General features: G+C 69.2%; 6 protein-coding genes. 3 read left to right on the top strand and 3 right to left on the bottom strand.

The genetic code is table 11. The features are described 5' to 3' along the window. The first annotated feature begins 18 nt into the window (after window positions 1-18). The 3 genes from QZM15_RS11345 to QZM15_RS11335 all read left to right on the top strand — a co-directional run bounded on the left by QZM15_RS11345 (window position 19) and on the right by QZM15_RS11335 (window position 17,976). Window positions 19-4,032, top strand: a complete 4,014-nt coding sequence (locus QZM15_RS11345) for an amino acid adenylation domain-containing protein (protein ID WP_302106396.1) — start codon at window positions 19-21, stop codon at window positions 4,030-4,032. An 88-nt stretch (window positions 4,033-4,120) separates the two neighbouring features. Continuing rightward, the gene (locus tag QZM15_RS11340) at window positions 4,121-16,723 is read left to right on the top strand and encodes a non-ribosomal peptide synthetase/type I polyketide synthase (RefSeq protein WP_302106395.1); all 12,603 of its coding nucleotides are present in this window, start codon (window positions 4,121-4,123) and stop codon (window positions 16,721-16,723) included. Next, the gene (locus QZM15_RS11335) at window positions 16,720-17,976 is read left to right on the top strand and encodes an MFS transporter (RefSeq protein WP_302106394.1); all 1,257 of its coding nucleotides are present in this window, start codon (window positions 16,720-16,722) and stop codon (window positions 17,974-17,976) included. The genes QZM15_RS11340 and QZM15_RS11335 overlap by 4 nt, the downstream gene beginning before the upstream one ends. Before the next feature lie 44 nt (window positions 17,977-18,020). On the opposite strand, the gene QZM15_RS11330 is transcribed toward QZM15_RS11335, so the two are convergent. From QZM15_RS11330 to QZM15_RS11320, 3 genes are all read right to left on the bottom strand, one after another. Then, window positions 18,021-18,683, bottom strand: a complete 663-nt coding sequence (locus QZM15_RS11330) for a helix-turn-helix transcriptional regulator (RefSeq protein WP_081059157.1) — start codon at window positions 18,681-18,683, stop codon at window positions 18,021-18,023. A 259-nt stretch (window positions 18,684-18,942) separates the two neighbouring features. Then, on the bottom strand, window positions 18,943-19,695 hold the full coding sequence (locus QZM15_RS11325; RefSeq protein ID WP_059584631.1) for a thioesterase II family protein: 753 nt from the start codon (window positions 19,693-19,695) through the stop codon (window positions 18,943-18,945). 146 nt (window positions 19,696-19,841) lie between these two features. Further along, window positions 19,842-19,988, bottom strand: a complete 147-nt coding sequence (locus QZM15_RS11320) for a hypothetical protein (protein WP_180278252.1) — start codon at window positions 19,986-19,988, stop codon at window positions 19,842-19,844. Between the last annotated feature and the right edge of the window lie 292 nt (window positions 19,989-20,280).

Below are 20,280 nucleotides of genomic sequence, written 5' to 3'. Positions count from 1 at the left end.
GAAAACAAGGGAGTGGTCGTGAGCAAACATTTCGATGAGACGGGCAATGTCCTTGATCGGTTGAGCGAATCCGCCGGCCGCAGCTACCCGGCGGGAACGGAGGCGCGGCTGTCGATGTCGCAGGAGCAGGCGTGGTTTCTCGAGATGCTGGTGCCGGACAGCATCGCGTACAACTTCCAGGCGGTCCTCAACCTGCGCGGCGCTCTCGACATCGGCGCGCTCGAGCGTGCGCTCGGGCGGCTCGTTCAGCGCCATCAGAGCCTGTCGACGGTATTCGTCGAGCACGACGGCGAGCCGGTGCAGCGCATCGAACCCGCATGGCCCGTCACGGTGCCCGTCGTCGACATGTCGAAGACGGCCGAGCACGCGCGCGACGCGTACATCGAATCGCTGATCAGGGTAGAAACGGGCGCCAAGATCGACGTCGGCACGCTGCCGCTGGTGCGCTGGGTTCTGTTCAAGCGCAGCGAGCATGATCATGCGCTGCTGCACATCGAGCACCACCTGATTCACGATGGCTGGTCGTTTCGTCTGTTCCTGCGCGAATTGAGTCACTTCTACAACGCGGAGCGTGGCAGGCAGGACCTTGCGCCGCTCGAGCCGGTCATTCAGTTCATCGACTATTGCGAGTTCGAACGTGCGTGGCTCGAATCGACGGCCGGCCTCGCGGGACGCGCGTACTGGCGGGAACGCCTGCGGACATGGTCCCCTTACGGCCATTCGCCGTTCCCGCGCGCCGGCGCGCCGGTCGCGAATCTCGATTTCGTTGGCAGTTCGGTATCGGTGCCGTTCCCCGCCGCGCTGGCCACGCGCCTGAAGCATTACGCGGCGCAGCGCAAGGCAACGCTGTTCGAGACGATGTTCTCGGTGTTTGCATCCGTGGTTGCCGCGCGCTCGGGCAATACACGCCAGATCGTCGGCACGGCCGTCGCTAATCGAGACGTCCAGGGGATTCAGAACACGATCGGCATGCTCGTGAACATGCTGCCGGTATGCGTCGAACTGTCGCCCGACATGCAATGGCCTGCCCTGATCGACCGCGTGAAGGACGAGATCCGCGCCGGATGTTCGCATTCGCACGTGCCGTTCTCGAGCATGGTCGCCGATCTTCAGCCCGAACGCGCGACGAATCTGCTGCCGTACATTCAGGTCGCGTTCAGTTTCCATAATTCGATGACGCGCAAGCTCGAATTCGACGGGCTGGACGTCGACATTCTCGAAGGGCTCAGCAATGGTTCGGCCAAGTTCGATCTGAACGTGATAGTCGTGTTCGACGACGAGACGCGCCCCGAAGCCGGTGGGCGCTTCATGCTCGAATATTCGACGTCCGCGGCGGCCGAGGCGGATGTGCTCGCGCTGATGAATGCGTTCTTCGCGACCGCGAATGCCTGGCTCGACGATCCCGATCGCCGTCTCGGCGCGCTTGCGGGCGCGCCGGCCGGTGGCGCGGACGATGCGCAGCCCGTGGCCGGCGACGCGGACGTCGCGTTCTGGCGCGCGCAACTCGACACGGAGGTGGGCGAGCTGATCGCGGATGCACCCGCCGGGACGCCGCCCGTCGAGTTCTACACCGGGCGGCAGGACCCGGCCAGCGGCGCCGAGTCGCTCATGCAGTTGGACGCGGCATGCGACGCGAGCGGGATCGCGCCGGCCGCTGCGTCGCTCGCGCTGCATGCGGCGGCCCTTGCGCGCTTCAGCGGCAGTCTCGATGTCGTGATCGGGCTTGCATCGGACATCGACGGTCGCACACTGCCCGTGCCGCTGCCGGTCGCGCTGCACGTCGACCCGTCCGCCTCATTCGCCGAATTGTCCGGAATGGCCGGGCGCGCGTGGCGACAGGCGGTTGAGCGTCATGCATGCGCACCGCAGGCGCTGGATATCGCGATGGCCGAATGGCGCGCGGGTACGGGCCATGCAACGGCGCCGGGCTTCCAGTCGACGTTCGCCGTGACGTACGACTCGCCCGCGTCGCACGCCGCGACGCAGGGCGGTCGCACCCGCATCGGCGCGCTGCTGTGCGTTACGCCAGGCGGCACGACGCCGACCCCGGTTTATACCTCCGAAGGGTTGTCGGCGCAGACTGTCGCGTCGTTCGCGCGGGCGGTCGAACGGTTGGTCGATGCGGCCGCGCTGTCGCTCGACATGCGCATCGGCGCCGCCGACGCTGTGGGCGAGCCGGGCGAGATCGCCGCACTGCGCCGGCAGGCGGAAGGCGCGCGGCCGCCGTACCGGGAAGCGACGCTGCATGCGCTCGTCGAGCGCTGGGCGGCCGAACGGCCCGATGCGCCCGCGGTGCGGTGCGGCGAGACCGTATGGACCTATGCGGAACTCGATGCGAAAGGAAGCGAGGTCGCCGCGCACCTGATCGCGTGCGGTGTGCGGCCTGGGGATGTGGTAGGCGTCAGCATGGCCCGCTCGCCCGCGCAGGTGGGTGCGCTGCTCGGCATCCTGAAAGCGGGGGCCTGCTATTTGTCGCTCGATGCGGCACTGCCCGCCGCGCGTCGCGACTGGCAGGTCAGTGCAGCCGGAGTCGCGCATGTGTTGGTCGACGCGGACGCGCCGCCGTTCGCAGACGGTGTCGCGACCCACTGCGTCGATCGCGTGCCGCTCGGATCGTACGCCGGGATCCGCGATGCCGGCAGGCCCGACGCAGGCATCGACGCGCCGTGCTACTACATGTTCACGTCCGGTTCGACCGGCGAGCCGAAGGCGACGCCGAGCCGCCATCGCGACGTGGTGAATTTCCTGACGAGCGACAGCTGCGTGAAGATCGGGCAGGACGACCGCGTGCTGATGTTCGCGCCGCTCGCGTTCGACGCGTCGACGTTCGAGATCTGGGGCGCGCTGCTCAACGGCGCGCAACTGATCGTGCAGCCTGGCACGCACGCGAGCCTCGAGGATCTTGCCGATACGCTCGTGTCGTCGCAGGCGAGCGTGATATGGCTCACTTCCGCGTTGTTCCAGGAGATGGTCGCGCAGCATCCGCAAGCGCTGCGGCACGCGCGGCAGGTGCTGACCGGCGGCGACGTCGTGTCGACCGACGCGATGCGCGGTTTCTTCGCGGCAGGCGGGCGGGCGCTCACGGTGTGCTACGGGCCGACCGAAGGCACCGTGTTCACGACGGCATATACGCTCGAACGCCCGGAGGATATCGATGCGCGCGCGCTGATCGGTCGGCCGATTTCGCATCGCGACCTGTACGTGATCGACGTGTTTGGCAATCTGGCCGCGCCAGGCGTGCCCGGTGAACTGTACGTGGGCGGCGGCGTGACGGACGGCTATCTGAAGCGGCCCGACCTGACGGCGCAACGCTTTGTCAGCCTGCCGTGGTTGAGTGGGCGCACGCTGTTCCGATCCGGCGACATCGGCCGCTGGACCGCCGAAGGTTGCGTCGAGTTCCTGGGCCGGCGCGACAGCCAGATCAAGATTCGCGGGTTTCGGATCGAGACGGGCGAAATCGAGCAGGCCATGCGGGCACTGGACGGCGTCGCCCAGTGCGCGGTGGTGGTGGCCGCGCAAGGGGCGGACAAGCGGATCGAGGCGTTCGTCACGGCCACGCGCGGCGCGACGCCCTCCGCGGCCGTGCTGCGCGACGCACTGGTCGATATCCTGCCCGACTACATGGTGCCCGCGCGTGTCCACGTCGTGGAGCGCCTGCCGATGACGGCCAGCGGCAAGCTGGACAAGCGCGCGCTGCGCGACGCACTCGCGCCCGTGGAAACGGACGCGGGCGCCCAGCAGGATGTGCGCCGCACCGCGCCGACCGGTGCGCTGGAAGATGCGATTGCCGCGGTCTGGGCCGACGTGCTGAAACTCGACGTCATCGAGCGCGAGCAGGACTTCTTCTCGATCGGCGGCCATTCGCTCGCCGGCATGCGGATCGTATCGCGCCTCGGCAAGACGCTCGGCCGGCGCGTGTCGCTCGACACGCTGTTCCGCTTCCCGACGGTCGCGTCGTTCGCCGGCGCGCTGTCCGACAGCCCGGCCCACGCGACGCCGGCCGCCGCCGTGGCGGCCGGCCAGGCTGTCTGACCCGCGGCCGGCCCGGCCGAACCTTTCCCATCCTCGAAGCACCTCCGCGCGCGCTGACCGGCGCGCGCCTTCCATCCTGGAGCAATGCATGGATCTCGCAAGTCCGGCGGAAACGTCCGTCCAGTCCATCGCCGCCGGCCCGACCGGCATGTCCGCGGCTCAGCAGAGCCTGTGGTTCCTGAATCAGTTCGAACGTGGCGGGGTGACCTACAACGTCCCGTTCTCGTTGCGCCTGTCCGGCCGTGTCGACCCCGATGCGCTCGCGCGCGCGCTCGACGTCGTGCAGCGGCGGCATCCCGCGCTGCGCTGCCGGTTTCCGAGCCGCGGCGGCCAGCCGGTCGTGCAGATCGTCGACGCGCCGGCCGCACTGACGCGCGTCGACTTCTCGAGCCTGCCTGATCCGGCGGCGAGCGTGGCGGAACTCGAGAGCGAGCAGGCACGAGCACCGTTCGACCTCGAGCGCGATGCTCCGTTGCGCGCGACGCTCGCGCGGGTGGCCGACGACGACTACCGTCTCGTCGCGACCGTGCATCACATCGTGTTCGATGGCCGTTCGCTGCAGCTGTTCCTCGATGAACTCGCGCGGGCGTATGCCGAACTCGCACACGGCCGCGAACCGGACGCCGCGCCGCTCGACGACGGCCTGCATGCCGATGCGAACGCCGCATCCGCGGATCTCGCCGCCGGCCTCGCGTATTGGGAGGCCCGGCTGTCGGGCGCGCCTGCCGTGCTGCCGCTGCCGCTCGATCATCCGCGGCCGGCCGCGCGGCGCTTCAACGGGCGCCGGATCGAATTCGATGTGCCGCTCGATGTGGCCAACGGGCTCAAGGAGGTCGCGCGGGCGCGCGGCCTGTCGATGTACATGGTCGGGCTCGCGGCGTTCGCGGTGCTGCTTCGCCGCTATACGCACGAGGGCGACATCGTGGTCGGATCGCCGATTTCGAATCGCTATGCGCTCGAGCGCGACGACGTGATCGGCTATTTCGTGAACACACTGCCCAACCGGGTCGACGTATCGGGCACGCCGACTTTTTCCGACGTGCTCGAACGCGTGCGTGCGACGGTGCTGGACACGCTCGAGCACGCATACGTACCGTTCGAGAAGATCGTCGAAGCCGTCCAGCCGCCGCGTTCGTTGGCTCATGCGCCGATATTCCAGGTGCTGTTCGATTTCGCGGCCGAAGGGTTCGAGGTGGACTTCGGCGCCGGAATCGAAGCGCGGATGCATACGCTGGACTCCTGCACCGCGAAGTACGATCTCAGCCTCACGCTGGCACTCGCCGGCGACGGCATGCGCGCAGCGTTCGAGTACGACTGCGACCTGCTCGGCGGCGCGCTCGTCGAGCAGATGACCGACAGCCTCGTGCGCATCCTGCGTTGCCTGGTGACCGACCCCGACGCGCGGATCGACGCGGCGCCGCTGCTGTCGCGCGAGGCCGCGGCCGCGATGCTGGCGCTCGCGAACGACGGCGCGCGAGACCCGGGCCGCCCATTCGTGCCGTTTCACCGCGCGTTCGAGCAGGCGGCGCAGCGCGACGGCGGTGCGCTGGCGCTGGTATACGGCGAGCGGCGCGCCACCTACGCGGACGTCGACGCGCGAGCGACGGCGCTGGCCGCGCAATTGCGGGCGTCGGGCGTGCGGCGCGGCGATCGCGTCGTCGTGTTGCGGCGCTATGGTCCGGACGTGGTCGTCGCGCTGCTCGCGATCCACAAGGCCGGCGCCGTGTTCGTGCCGGTGTCGCCCGACGACGCGAGACGCGATGCACTGATCGCCGACGTGGCGCCGGCGGCGATCGTCGTCGAACATCCGTGCGATGGCGCAGGGTTCGATTGCACCGCGATCGCGATGGAAGCGCTTGTGTGCGAGCCGGGCGCACCGCTCGCGGGCTTCGATCCCGATGGAGCGATGACGACCGCCGACGACATCGCCTATGTGATTTTCACGTCGGGCTCCACCGGTCGCCCGAAAGGCGTCGAGGTTTCGCACGGGAGCTGGATGTCGCTGTTTCATGCATTCGAGGCAGCTTACGGCCGCACGCAGCCGGGTGTGACGGCCGTGTTGCAGATGGCGAACCATACGTTCGACGTGTTCATGAGCGACGTGATTCGCGGCCTCGGCGGGGGAGGGCGGCTGATCATGTGCCCAAGGGAGAGCCTGACCGATGCGCAGGCGCTACATGCGCTGATCGAGCGCGAGCGTGCGACCGTGATGGAATTCGTACCGGCCGTCGTGCGCCAGATGATCGAATATCTCGAACGCAGCGGCAAGCGCCTGGACGGGGTGCAGGCGGTCACGTGCGGTGCGGACGTCTGGTTCGTCCACGAGTACCGCAAGCTGCGCGCGCTGTGCGCGCCGGATACTCGCGTGCTCAGCGTGTATGGCGTGACGGAAGCCACGTGCGAAAGCGCGACCTTCGAACCGCGCGACGCGTGGTACGAGTCCGAGCGCAGCATGCCGATCGGCACGCCGTTGCCGAACACGTCGATGTACGTGGTCGACGACGCACTGAATCTCGTTCCGCTCGGCGTGCCCGGTGAACTGCTGATCGGCGGCGGCGCCGTCGCGTCGGGTTACCTGAATCGGCCGGAGCTGACCCGCGAACGTTTCCCGGTCGGCGGGTTCGATGCCGACGGGCGCTTCGTGTCCGATCCGGGCGGCCGCCGCTTCTACCGCACCGGCGATCTTTGCCGGCATCTGGCGGACGGCACGATCGAGTTCATCGGCCGGCTCGACAACCAGGTCAAGGTTCGCGGCTTCCGGATCGAGCTCGGCGAGATCGAAAGCGTGCTCGCGGAGCATCCGAACGTGCGCGAATGCGCGGTCGTGGCGCGCGGGGCGCCGGGCGGCGAGCTCGAACTGGTCGGTTATGCCGATGCGGGGGCGACCCGGGAAGCGTTGTTCGAGCATCTGCGCGCGCGGCTGCCCGAGCACATGGTGCCGCGTGCGCTGGTCCTGTTGCCGGCGCTGCCGCTGTCGCCGAACGGCAAGATCGACCGCAAGCGCTTGCCCGATCCGGACTGGGATGCGCTCGCGCATGCGTACGTCGCGCCGCGAAACCCGCTCGAGGCGCGGCTTGCGCAGGACTGGGAGGCGCTGCTGCGCACGACGCGCATCGGCGTGCACGACAATTTCTTCGAGCGAGGCGGCCATTCGCTGCTCGTCACGCAGGCGCTGACGCGCGTCCACGATGCGTTCGGCGTGAAATTGAAGGTGGCCGACGTGTTCGAGCGGCCCACGATCGAGCAGCTTGCCGAGCGCGTGATGGAGCACATGATGTCGGCTGCCCGGAAAGGCGTGGCCGCTCGCGCGGATGCGCCGATTCCGCGCGCGGACGGCCACGAGCGCCGGCGCCTGTCGTTCGCGCAGCGGCGTATGTGGTTCGCCCGGCAGGCGGAGCCGGGCGCGGCGTACAACATGCCGGAAGTGTTCCGTGTGCGCGGCCGCCTGGATCGAGACGCGCTCGAAGCGGCGCTGAACCGCGTGGTCGGGCGCCACGAGGTGCTGCGAACGCGCTTCACCGCGGACGTGCAGGCGTGGGTGGACGATGCCGGCCATCCGCGCCGCGAGCCGCTGGCGCAGATCGACGCCCCGGCGCCGGTGCCGTTCGTCGTCGAGCCGATCGAGCCGGGGCGCGTGAACGAGCGACTCGCGCGCGAAGCGGCGCGTCCGTTCGAGCTGGACCGCGAGTGGCCGATCCGCGCATTGCTGCTGCGCGTCTCGCCGGACGAACACGTGCTGTGCATCGTGCTGCATCACATCGCGTACGACGGCTGGTCGAGCGGGCTGTTGCGCCGCGAGCTGGCGCAAGCCTATCGGGCGTGCGCCGCAGGCGAGGCGCTCGCGTCGTGCGAGCCCGCGTTGCAGTATCAGGACTACGCGGCGTGGCAGCGCGCACGGACGGCGACGAGCGGTTTTGCGGAATCCGTCGCCGCATGGCGGGAGCGCCTGAGCGATCTGCCGTCCGCGCTGCCGCTGCCGGAGCGGACCGACGCGCCGGGCGCCGGCGCACCGGGCGCCGATTACGTCGATTTCGCGTTGCCCGCATCGTGCGCACCGCAGCTGAAGCGGCTGTGCGAGCGGCTGAACTGCACGCCGACGATGGTGATGCACGCGGCGCTCGCGGTCCTGCTGCATCGCTACACCGGGCAGGACGATATCGTGATCGGCATCCCGTTCGCGGGACGAGATCATCCGGATGCCGAAGCGTTGATGGGGTTCTTCGTCAATCTGTTGCCGGTACGGTTGCAGTTGGACGCGCCGATGCGACTCGCGGACGTTATCGCAGCAAGTCGGCGCATGCTGCTCGAGGCCGGCGCCGGACAGTCGGTGCCGCTCGATCATCTCGTCGAAACGCTGAATCCGGCTCGCGCGCCGGGTCGGCACCCGTTCTTCCAGATCGGGCTGGTGGTGCAGAGTGCGGCGCCCGAGGCGCTCGACCTGGCGGGGCTGGCGGTGGACGAGCTCGCGGTCGCGCCCGCCGACGTCAAGCTCGACCTGATGGTCGAAGTGCGCGCATTCGACGGCGCATCGCTCGGCGGCAGCTTCAAGTACCGTACGTCACGCTACGCGCGCGCATTTGTGGGCGGGCTCGCGCGCCATTTCGGCGAATTGCTGCGCAATCTGCTGGCCGATGCCGGCCAGACCGTGTCGGACGTGATGATGCTGCCGGCCGACGAATACGCGGCATTGACGGACGCGTGCCGTGGGCCGCGGCGCGATTTCGGCGCGACGGGTGACGTGATCGCGCAACTGGAAGCGCACGCGGCGGCGACGCCGGACGCGATTGCGCTGGAGTTCGACGCACGGCGCTGGACCTACGCGCAGCTCGACCAGCTCGCGAACCGGATCGCCGGCGCGCTGCGCGCGCACGGCGCGACGCCCGGCACGCATGTCGGGCTGTTCACCGGACGCCATCCCTATCTCGTTGCAGGCATGCTCGGCGCGCTGAAGGCGCGCTGCGCGTTCGTGCCGCTGAATCCCGACGACACGGTGGACGGAGGTCTCGGCTACACGGTGGCCGACGCCGGCGTGCGGCTGGTCGTCGCCCAGCGCGACCTCGCGGCGCGCTGCGCCGCGCTCGGCGTGACGACACTGATCGCCGACGATATCGACGACGACCGCGCGCCGGCCGTGCGCGCGCCGGGTCTCGTGCACGCGCCGACCGATCTCGCGTACGTGCTTTACACGTCGGGCTCGACCGGACGTCCGAAAGGCGTGATGGTGACGCGGCGCAACCTGCTCAATACCGCGCACGCATTCGCAGCGTCCGTCGGGCTGCATCCGGGCGCGCGCCAGCTGCAGTATTTTTCGCCCGTCTTCGACGGCGTGTGCGGCGAAGTGTTTCCGGTGCTCGTGTCGGGCGCGACGCTCGTGTTCGCGCCCGCCGCCCGGCTGCTGCCGGGGCCCGAGCTGCTCGGGCTGCTGCGCGCCGAGCGGATCACGCATCTGCAGATCACGCCGACCGCGCTACGCCTGCTGCCGTACGCCGAGTTGCCGGAGCTTGCGACGATCGTGGCCGCGGGCGAGGCCTGTCCGGCGAACATCGCGCGGGAGTGGGCGCAAGGCCGGCGCTTCATCAATGGTTATGGGCCGACCGAGACGACGATCTACGCATCGGCGACCGACTATTGGGATGCCCGCGGCGCGCTGGTGTTGCGACCGCTGGCGAACGTGACGTTCGAGGTGCTCGATCGCTACGGCCATCCGTTGCCGTGCGGCGTGCCCGGTGAGCTGTACATCGGCGGCGAGGGCGTGGCGGCCGGCTACCTGAACCTCGACGAGGAGACCGCGCGCCGCTTCGTGCCGGATCCGCGTTCAAGCGAGCCCGGCGCGCGCCGCTACCGGACCGGCGACTACGTGATCCGCCAGCCGGACGGCAGCCTGACGTACGTCGGACGCGCGGACGCGCAGGTCAAGATCCGCGGCTTCCGGGTCGAACCGGGCGAGGTGGAGGCGCGCCTGAACGCGCTGCCGGGGATCACGCAGGGCGTCGTGCTCGCGCCGTTCGATGCGAACGGGCATCGGATCCTGGTCGGCTACTACGTGGGCGAACCCGCGGAAGGCGAGGTGCGCACGCGGCTTGCGCAGCAATTGCCGGCCCATCTTGTTCCGGAGCGCCTCGTGAGGCTGCCCGATCTGCCGCGCGCGCGTACCGGCAAGGTGGACCGCAACGCGCTCGCCGCCCAGGCGGCCGGGCCGGTCGCGCCTGTCGCGCCCGTCGCGCCCGTCGCGCCCGTCGCGGACGCACCGGCCGGCGATGCTTCGGCGCCACCGGCAGCTGCTGCCAAGGTGCAGGGCCAACGTGTGCCGACCGACGGCCGCCGGCTCCTCGCGCACGTGAAAGCGATCTGGCAAGCCGTGCTCGAACGCGACGACGTCGAGCCCGACAGCAATTTCTTCGATCTCGGCGGGCATTCGCTGCGGATCGTCGAGATGCGCAAGCGCCTCGAGGACGCGTTTGCGACTCGGATCGCGATTGCCGACCTGTTCGAGCATCCGACGTTGCGCGCACTGGTCGCGCACCTGGAGCGTAACCGCGTGAGCGTGGCCGAAGCCGAGGCCGACGATGCGCCGGCGCAGGCTGCGGCCGCGGCCGATGCGCCGGCCGCCGTGCCGCCGGCAAGCGATCGCGCGATCGCGGTGATCGGGATGGCGGGCCGCTTCTGCGGCGCTCCCGATCTGCAGACCTTCTGGGACAACCTGCTCGACGGCGTCGAGTCGACGCTGCACTTCAGCGACGAACTGCTCGCCGAACACGGCGTCGATGCGCAGACGCGCGCGCAGCCGGACTTCGTCGGGCTCGGCAACCGGCTCGAGGACGTGGACGGCTTCGACGCCGAGTTCTTCGGCTACTCCGCTCGCGAAGCGGCGCTGATGGACCCGCAGCAGCGACTGTTTCTCGAGTGTGCGTGGGAGGCTGCCGAGGCGGCCGGCTATGGTGCCGCGCGCGGCGCCCGGGTGGGCGTGTTCGCGAGCGCCGGCACGAGCCACTATCTGCTCGACAACGTCTATCCGCGCAGACGCGAACTGAAGCTCGAGAACATCCAGTGGCTGCTCGGCAACGGCCGCGACTTCCTCGCCACCCGCGTCGCGTACAAGCTGGGCCTGGCCGGCCCGGCCGTGACCGTCGAGACCGCCTGCTCGTCCTCGCTCGTGGCAGTGCATGCCGCTTGCGCGAGCCTGCGCGCGGGCGACTGCGAGATGGCGCTCGTCGGCGGCGTGTCGCTCGAGGCAGAGTATTACGGTTATCGACCCATGCCGGACAGCATCATCTCGACGGACGGCCGCTGCCGGCCGTTCGACGCCGATGCGTCCGGCACGACGGGCGGCAGCGGCTGCGCGGTCGTCATGCTCAAGCCGCTCGCGAAGGCGCTGGAGGACGGCGATCACGTGCATGCGGTGATCCGGGGCTCGGCGATCAACAACGACGGCGCCGGCAAGGTGAGCTACACCGCGCCGAGCGTCGCCGGGCAGGCCGGCGTCATCGCGGCCGCGCTGCGGGATGCCGACGTGCCGGCCGACACGGTCGGGTACGTGGAAGCGCACGGTACCGGCACGCGGCTTGGCGATCCGGTCGAATTCCGCGCGCTCACGCAGGCCTATGCCCCGAACGGCGCATGGCCGGCCGGCCGCCGGTGCGCGCTCGGCTCGCTTAAGGCGAACCTCGGGCATCTCGATGCGGCGGCAGGGATCGTCGGCTTCGTGAAGGCCGTTCTCGCCGTCGAGCACGGCGAGGTGCCGCCGATGCCGTATTTTACGAAACCGAATCCCGAGATCGATCTCGAGGGCAGCCCGTTTCATATCAACACCGAGCGGTACACGTGGCCCGATGCACCCTGGCCACGTCGCGCGGGCGTCAGCTCGTTCGGGATCGGCGGCACCAATGCGCACGTGATCGTCGAGGCGCCGCCGCCGCGGCCGTCGCCGTCGTCCGACGCACCCGATGCTGGCGTGCAGGTTCTGCCGCTGTCGGCCCGCACGCCGGCCGCGCTTCGACGCATGCGTCGCCGCCTGGCCGCGCACCTGCGCGCGTCGTCCGCGCGGCTGTCAGACGTCGCGTTCTCGCTCGGCGCGGGCCGTGCGCGATTGCCGGTGCGCGACACGATCGTGTGCGCGACGCGCGAGGCCGCATGCACGGCGCTGGACGCGCCGTGGGATGCGCCGGCGAGTGAGCCGCGAGAGAATCGCCCGGTCGTGTTCATGTTCCCCGGTCAGGGGGCGCAGCATATCGGGATGCTGAAGGGGCTCTATGAACGCGAACCGGCGTTCCGCGACGCGCTGGACGAATGCGCGGCGCTGCTGCGCACGCAGCACGGGCTCGACATCCTCGCGGCCATGTACCCGGACCCCGGCAGGGAGACCGATGCGTCCGCCGGGCTGCGCGAGACGGGTATCGCGCAACCGGCGCTGTTTGCCGTCGACTATTCGTGCGCGATGCTGCTGCGCGCTCGCGGTGTCGAGCCGGACGCGCTGATCGGCCACAGTCTCGGCGAGCTGGTCGCCGCGTGCGTCGGCGGCTACTACACGCTGGCGGATGCGCTCGCAATCGTCGCGACGCGCGGACGCCTCATGCAGGCCGCCGATCGCGGCGCGATGCTTGCCGTCGCGCTGGACGAGCACGCATGCGCGCGCTGGCTCGACGCGGACGTGGAGCTGGCGGCCGTCAACGGTCGCAACCAGTGCGTGCTGGCCGGCGGGACCGAGGCGATCGAGCGGCTGCGGCAAGCGCTTGCCGAGGCAGGCGTGCAGAGCCAGCCGCTTGCGACGTCGCACGCATTTCATTCGCACCGGATGGCGGCGGCCGCGCAGGCGCTCGAGGCCTTCGTCGCCCGGATTCCGGTGCAGGCGAGCACGGTGCCCGTCATATCGAACCGCACCGGCGCCTGGTTGTCGCTCGACGCCTCCAACCACGCCGGCTATTGGGCATCGCACCTGCGCGACACGGTGCGTTTCGCCGACGGGATCGCGACGTTGCACGACGCGTTCGATGCGCCGCTGCTCGTCGAAGTAGGCCCGGGGCGGACGCTGCGCACCGCGCTGGAGGCGGACGGCCGGGCATACGATGTGCTCGGCTGCGGCCGTCATCCGCGCGATCGTTCGGACGACGTGTCGACCTTCGCGCATGCGATCGCCACATTGTGGCGGCTGGGTGCACGCGTCGACTGGCGCCGCGCGTGCGGCAGCAACGCCGCGCGGCGCGTGCCGCTGCCGGCTTATCCGTTCGCGCGCACACGACACTGGATCGACGCGCCGGTCGAGCGAAGCGGGCCGCCGGCGCTTTACCGTCACTGGCGGCGTGTTGCCGGCGGGCGGCGCACGTACGAGCTTGCATTGCCGCCGTCGTGGTGGGTCGTCGACGAGCATCGCGTGTTCGACGGCAAGCCGGTGCTGCCCGGCACCGGCTGTCTCGAGCTCGTGCGAGGCGCATTCGAGCGGATGGGACACGGGCCGCGGATTGCATTGAGCGACGTCTATTTCCCGGCGCCGCTCGTGCTCGACGACGCGCACGGCGCACGTATCGTGCGCGTGAGCTTCGGCGGCGCGGACGGCGGTGTTCAGGACTTCGCAGTCACCTCCGCCGCCGCGGACGATGCGGAGGCGTGGACCGTGCACGCGCAAGGCACGATCGCCGATGCCGACCAGATGCCGGCTCCGCCGGCCCGGTTCGGGCACGTGCGCGCGCAGCGTGCGGACACGCTCGCGAGTCCCGCCGCGCGCGCCGCGCTCGACGACCGGCTCGCGCTGTTCGGCCCGCGCTGGCATTGTTTCCGCGCGTTGTGGCTCGCCGACGACGAAGGGGTCGCGCAGCTCGAGCTCGATCCCGCGTTCGCGGCCGACCTGGAGAATGCCCCGCTGCATCCGGCGTTGCTCGACATGGCCACCGGTTTCCTGTCGACGCTGGAAAACCGCGGCGCGCGGCTGCCGTTCCACTATCGCAGGCTGTCGCTCCATGCACCGTTGACCGCGCGGCTGTTCAGCCATGCGCGCCGCGTGCGCGAGAACGTCTTCGATGTGACGCTGTTCGCGCTCGACGAGGCGGGAGGCGTCGGGCCCGCGCTTGTCGAGGTGGAGGGCTTCACGCTGCGCGACGAGCGTGCGCCCGCGGCGGCGGCCGACCGCTCGTCGCCGGCCGCATGGTGCTCGCGCCCCGCATGGCGGCCCGCACTGCCGCCGCGCGGCGATGCGTTGCCCGATGCGGCCTGGACGATCGTCGCACGCGGCAAGTCGATGCGCGACGCGATCGCGACGCATGCACCGCACGGCAGCATCCTGGTCGACGAGGATGCGTGCGGCACGCACGCGCCCGAGGCCGGCGACGGCTACGGCCATGCGCGCGCGTTCGAACGGAATTCCCGGCCGGCGCAGATCCTCTATTGCGTCGGCGCCGACGATCGCGGTTCGGCGGTGGAGCGCTTCGACGATCTGATGCGCCTGTTGCAGACGTTCGGCCCGCAAGCCGCATCCGGCACGGTTCTGACGCTCGTCACCACGGGCGCCTGCGCCGTGCGTGCCGGCGAACGGCCGAGCGGCGTGCAAGCCGCGCTGGTCGGCGCACTGCGTGCAGCGAGCCGGGAGTTCGCGCATCTGCGCTGTCGCCACGTCGATCTTCCGGCCGAGCCGGGCGATGCCGATCATGCGGCGCTGCGCGGGCTGCTTGCGCGCGCCGACGCCGGCTCGCCGGCGCCGCTCGTGCCGACGCTCGCGCTGCGCGACGGCACGTTCCACGAGCCGGGCTTCCGGGCGCTGCCCGACGTGGACGCGACGCCTGTGCTGGTCGACGGTGGCGCGTACGTGATCACGGGCGGCCTGGGCGGCATGGGGTTGACGTTTGCCGAGCATATCGCGCGCCGAGTCGCCGCGCCGCGCCTGTTCCTGGTATCGCGCACGGTCGATGCGTCGCGGCCGGACGTCGCGGCGGCGACTGCCGCGCTGCGTGCGCTCGGCGCCGACGTGACGCTCGTGCAGGCCGACTGCGGCGAACCTCGCGCGTGGGCCGCGGCGCTGGCGGATATCGCCGCACGCTGCGGCCGCATCGACGGAGCGATTCACGCGGCGGGGATCGAGGCCAGCGGGCCTGTCCAGCTCGGCGAGCCGGCAGCATGGGCGCGCGTGCTGGCGCCGAAGACGCTCGGCACGGACGCGTTGCTCGATGCGCTGCGTGCGCACCGGCCGGATTTCGTGCTGCTGTGTTCGTCGCTGGCGGCGCTCGTCGGCGGTCTCGGCCAGGCCGACTACGCGGCGGCGAACGCGTATCTCGACGCGGTCGCGCATGCGGCGCGCCACGACGGGCTGCCGGTCGTCTCGATCAACTGGGATGCCTGGGCCGAGGTCGGCATGCGGGTCGCATACGATCGTGCTCATCCGAACCAGACGCCGATCGACGCGGCCCACGGTCTGCTGAACGACGAGGGCTGCCGCGTGTTCGACATCGCGCTCGCGCACGATGGCGCGCAAATCGCGGTGAGCAAGGCCGAGGACGTCGAGGTGTGGCTGCGCCGCCTCGCGGGCGGCACCGATGCGCGCGGCGAGCGCGGCGGCGCGCATGCGGCGCCGCCCGTCGACGAGCGGATCGCACCGCGCAACGACGTCGAGCGCGAGCTGGCGCAACTCTGGCGCGAGCTGCTGGGCGGCGAACTGCCCGGCGTGACCGACAATTTCTTCACGCTGGGCGGGCACTCGTTGCTCGGCGCGCAGCTGATATCGCGCGTGCGGGAGCGCTTTGCGAATTGCCTGACGCTTGCCGAGTTTCTGGACGAGCCTACGATCGAACGGATGGCGCGGTCGCTCGGCGCGCCGGACGCGGCCGATACGACCCGCGGCGAGGATGACGCGCACGTGCGCTACTGCCTCGTGCCCGTGCAGCGTACGGGTGCCGGGACGCCGTTCTTCTGCGTACCGGGCATGGGCGGCAACGTTACCCAGGTGCTGCCGCTCGCACGCGCGATGGGAGCGGCGCGGCCGTTCTACGGTCTGCAGTGCCTCGGGCTCGACGGCAAGGCCGAACCGCACGATAGCGTCGAGGCGATGGCCGAGCACTACGTGCGCTGCATCCGCACCGTTCAGCCTCACGGGCCGTATCTGCTGGGCGGCCATTCGCTCGGCGGCAAGGTCGCGCTCGAGATGGCGCGACGGCTCGACGCCGAAGGGGAGCCCCCCGGCCTGATCGCGTTGTTCGACTCCGCTGCGCCGCCGTATCTGCGCATGACGACGCCGACCGATGCCCAGGTAGTCGGTTCGCTGCTGGGCATTTTCGGACGCTACTCGGGCAAGCCAGTCGACGTGACGCGCGATATGCTGGCGCGTCTCGAAGCCGCATCGCACGAAGAACGCCTGCGCTTCCTGAAGACGCAGCTCCAGGCTCACGGGTTGATCGACGCGCGCGCCGACGACGGCAGCATCGGCGGCATCTTCAACGTCTATCGCGCGGCCGCGGCGTTCGGAATGGCTTACGACCCGCCGAAGCAACCGTCGGACTGGTCGTTCGTGCTGTTCCGGGCGGTCGATTCGATGCCGTCGGGCATCAATCTGCCGGAGATCCGGCAGACGCCCGCGTGGGGTTGGGAGGCATTCAGTCGCGCACCGGTCGAATGCATTGACGTGCCGGGCGATCACTTCACGTGCCTGTCCGACGTGCACGCTCATGCGATCGCGCTGCCGCTGGCCGATCGCCTGCAGGCGTTCGAGCGATGAGCGCGCAACTGCACGTCAACGGCGCGCCGCCTGCCGGGCACGGCGGCACGCGCGCGGTGCGCGTGGTGCTCGCGATCCTCGCGCTCGACGTTCTCGGCACGGGGCTGGCGATGCCGGTGCTGCCGACGCTCGTCGCGGGGCTCGCGGGCCTGTCGCCCGCGCGCGTTTCGCTCGTGCTGGGCGCGGCGATCGCGTCCTACTCGGCAATGCAGTTCCTGTGCGCACCGATGCTGGGCGCGCTCAGCGACCGGTACGGACGCCGCCCGGTGCTGCTGGCCGCGCTCGTCGGCATCGCGGCGAGCCACTGGACCGTCGCGTTCGGTGGCGGTCTGGCGTCGCTGCTGATCGGCCGCGCGCTCGGCGGTGCCGCCGCCGCGAACGTGTCGACCGTGATGGCGTATCTGGCCGATGTCAGCGACGGCGAGCGCCGCACGCATCTGTACGGCAGCGCGGGCGGGGTCATCGCGGTCGGACTCGTGGCTGGCCCGGTCGCTGGCGGCTGGCTCGCGTCGTTCGACCCGTACCTGCCGTTCGCGATCGCCGGCGCGCTGGCCGCGCTGAATGCGGCGTACGTCGCATCGTGGCTGCCGGAAAGCCTGCCTGCCGCGCACCGGCGAACGTTCGACTGGCGCCGTGCGCAGCCTTTGGGCAGCCTGCGCGCGCTGTTCGGCAACCAAACGCTGCGTCCGTACCTGCTGGCGTTACTGCTGACCTGGGCCGCATACGGCGTGTTCCAGAGCTGCTTCGTGCTCGCGAACCAGGCGCGTTACGGATGGAGCGTGATCGATGCGTCGCGGGCGCTCGCCGCGCTCGCTGTCGGGATGGCCCTGTCGCAACGCTATCTCGTGCGGCGGTTGACCGCGCGCGTCGACAACCGAGCGATCCTCGCACTGGGTTACGGCTGTTGTGCGGTCGCGTATCTGTGCTATTTCGCTGCTTCGTCTCCATGGCTCACGTACGCGGGGATGATGGCCCAGGCACTGGGACTCGTGGCCGACCCCGCGCTGCGCGCCGAGTTGTCGCGCCATGCGTCCGGCCGGCATCAAGGCGAACTGCAGGGCGGTCTCGCGTCGCTCGTCAGTCTGGTCGGGGCGATCGCGCCGCTCCTTGGGTCGGCCGCGCTCGCCGCGGCCGCGCGCACGGGCGGTGGCGCGGCCGCGGCGGGATGGCCGTTCGCGCTGGGCGTGGCGTCGTACGCGTGCGCGCTTGCCATCGTGGCGCGTGCGCCGGCGGGGCGCGCCGCTGCTCGCTGAGCGGGCCATGCCGCGCGGCGCATGTCGCGCGGCATGGTACGGCCTCAGATCAGGCCGAGTACCATCGCCTTCACGACCGCTTGCAGCGTATTGGTCGCATTCATCTTGAGCATCGCGTTTTTCAGGTGGAAATAGACGGTGCGTGTCGTGAGCCCGACGATAGACGCGACTTCGCCGGCTGTCTTGCCGAGCGCGGTCCACCGCAGCAGTTCCCGTTCGCGGTCCGTAAGACTGCACACGTCGCCCGTTTTCGGCGTCGGCGCCGACAGCGCGATGAACTTCGCATGGATCGCGCCGGCGAGCCACGCGATGTACGGGGCATTCGTCGCCTTTTCCTCGACTCTTACAGGTGTGATTTCTCGTCCGACCGAAAACAGGGCGGGTAAATCGGCACCGATCCAGCTGCACTGGGTAAGAACGAAGCGTGCGCCGTCGCTCCATTCTGCCAGGCCTTTGGTTCGGAGTGCGGCATAGACGGGACTGCCACCCGGAAGGAAATCCGCATCCTTGTAATACTTGATCCAGCTTTCGTATTGCCCGCGGTCGGAAAAGAATTCCGAGTCGTTGCCGGAGCATGTGGATTTGACTTCGAAAAGCCAGTTGGAAAAGCCGATCCTCGATACAGCGCGCGAGGCTGTATCGGCAAGATCGGACATGGTCTTCGCATTCTCTATGCCCAAGTAAATTTCATGCCATTGAGTCGTCATGGTTCGATACCCGATGAAATTTGAATAAATTCGGCCCGTGTTACTGAAGGTGTCTCCCGCTGACCGATAGCGCTTGCTTATTCATCGTTATGGACTTTCAACTCATACTGATCGTGTCGATCGAGGTCGTTCTCCTTTTCAATCCCGATGTCGGCATGCAATGCCGCAAATGCCGGCAGGTGCGACCGGTGCGCGGCACCGGGCGTACACTGGCCGGCAGATTTCCCCGCGGCATGCTGGTGCCGATTTGACGGGACTGCTACGTAGGGTCGGTCAGCGCGGCGACGACGCGGTTCCGAATCTCCTGTTCCCACGCCTGGAGAAAGAAGTGCCCGCCGTCGAACCGGTGCAGCGCGAATGGCCCCCCGCTGTAGCGGGCCCACTCGGCCAATGCATCGCTCGCGACATGGGGATCGCGCAGACCACCGAACACCGTCAGCCCGCACGGCAACACGAATGGCGTATCCACCCGGTACCCGTCGGCGAGTGCGAGATCGGCACGCAGCGACGTCAGGAAGTGCCCTAGCCATTCGGGCTCCGACAGCAAGGCAGCCGGCGTTCCGCCCATCGCTTTCAGCCACTCGATCAGTTCCGGATCGGATAGCCGATGGGCCGGCGGCCCGCTTGGCGCCACGTGCGGCGCGCGGTGTGCGGCGCTGAATGCGTGCGAAGGGGTGGGAAGGCCGCGCCGAACGAGTTCCCTTGTCCATTCGATGCTGACGACGCTGCCCAAGCTGTAGCCGAACGTGCCAAACGGCTTGTCGAGCAGGCCGGCCGCCGCCGTCGCAAGCGCGGTGCACATTGTGTCGAGCGACGTGAGCGCCGCTTCCGCAAAGCGGGTTTGGCGCCCCGGTGGTTCGATGGCGACGACTTCGAGCCAGTCTGGCAGTTCAAACGCCCAGCTCCGGTACAGCAGCGATCCGCCGCCGGCATACGGGAAGCAGAACAGCCGGTGCGTTGCCCGGGGACGCGGGCGATGCAGGACGAACCAGGGTGTGTGATTGATGAGCATGCGGATTCGGAGTGGAAATCACGGCGCAGCGCAGGCGGACAGCGTGTGTAGAGGGCACGGGACGCGCATTTCGAGAGGAGGCGGAATCGCCCCATTCCGACGTGAGCGTGACGTCCGGATGGCGAGTGAGCCGTCGCGAGGACGCATCAGATCCCGCAGGCAAGCACCACGGCCTGATCGGCGGGCGGCGCGTCGTGATGGAGGCGGAACCTGTCGATCGCACCGAGACTGTGAAGAAACGTGCGTCGGAAGAGGTCGGCATTCGTTTCGAGTAGATGTTTCGTGTCGGTCATGTTCGTATCGTTCTGTCGTCCATAACTTGATTCATGCAGCGATAAGCGACTCGCGCAACGACGGCAAACGTTTGCGCTTGCGAGCGTATGCGGAGAACGGCGAGTTCGTCGGGTTAACGAACACAGGACGAAAATATATAAGGTGAATCACGCCGGAATCCTCAAAAAATCTCATGGAAGGCATCAAGTGCTGTCGTAATCGCGGCGGAATTCCTGGTCATCCGAATATCGATGGACCACCGATGTCCGGATTATATGGATGAAAATCGCTTAAAAAGCACCAAATAAGCAC

This window comes from Burkholderia sp. AU44665 (assembly GCF_030504405.1).
In the GTDB taxonomy this organism is placed as follows: Bacteria; Pseudomonadota; Gammaproteobacteria; order Burkholderiales; family Burkholderiaceae; genus Burkholderia; species Burkholderia semiarida.
The sequence above is the reverse complement of the archived record's forward strand: the minus strand, read 5'-3'. Positions and strand labels throughout refer to the sequence as shown.

Coding starts and splice junctions, on each gene's coding strand:
- QZM15_RS11340 (WP_302106395.1), top strand. CDS start 4,121: ATGGATCTCGCAAGTCCGGCGGAAACGTCCGTCCAGTCCATCGCCGCC.
- QZM15_RS11325 (WP_059584631.1), bottom strand. CDS start 19,695: ATGCTCATCAATCACACACCCTGGTTCGTCCTGCATCGCCCGCGTCCC.
- QZM15_RS11335 (WP_302106394.1), top strand. CDS start 16,720: ATGAGCGCGCAACTGCACGTCAACGGCGCGCCGCCTGCCGGGCACGGC.
- QZM15_RS11320 (WP_180278252.1), bottom strand. CDS start 19,988: ATGACCGACACGAAACATCTACTCGAAACGAATGCCGACCTCTTCCGA.
- QZM15_RS11330 (WP_081059157.1), bottom strand. CDS start 18,683: ATGACGACTCAATGGCATGAAATTTACTTGGGCATAGAGAATGCGAAG.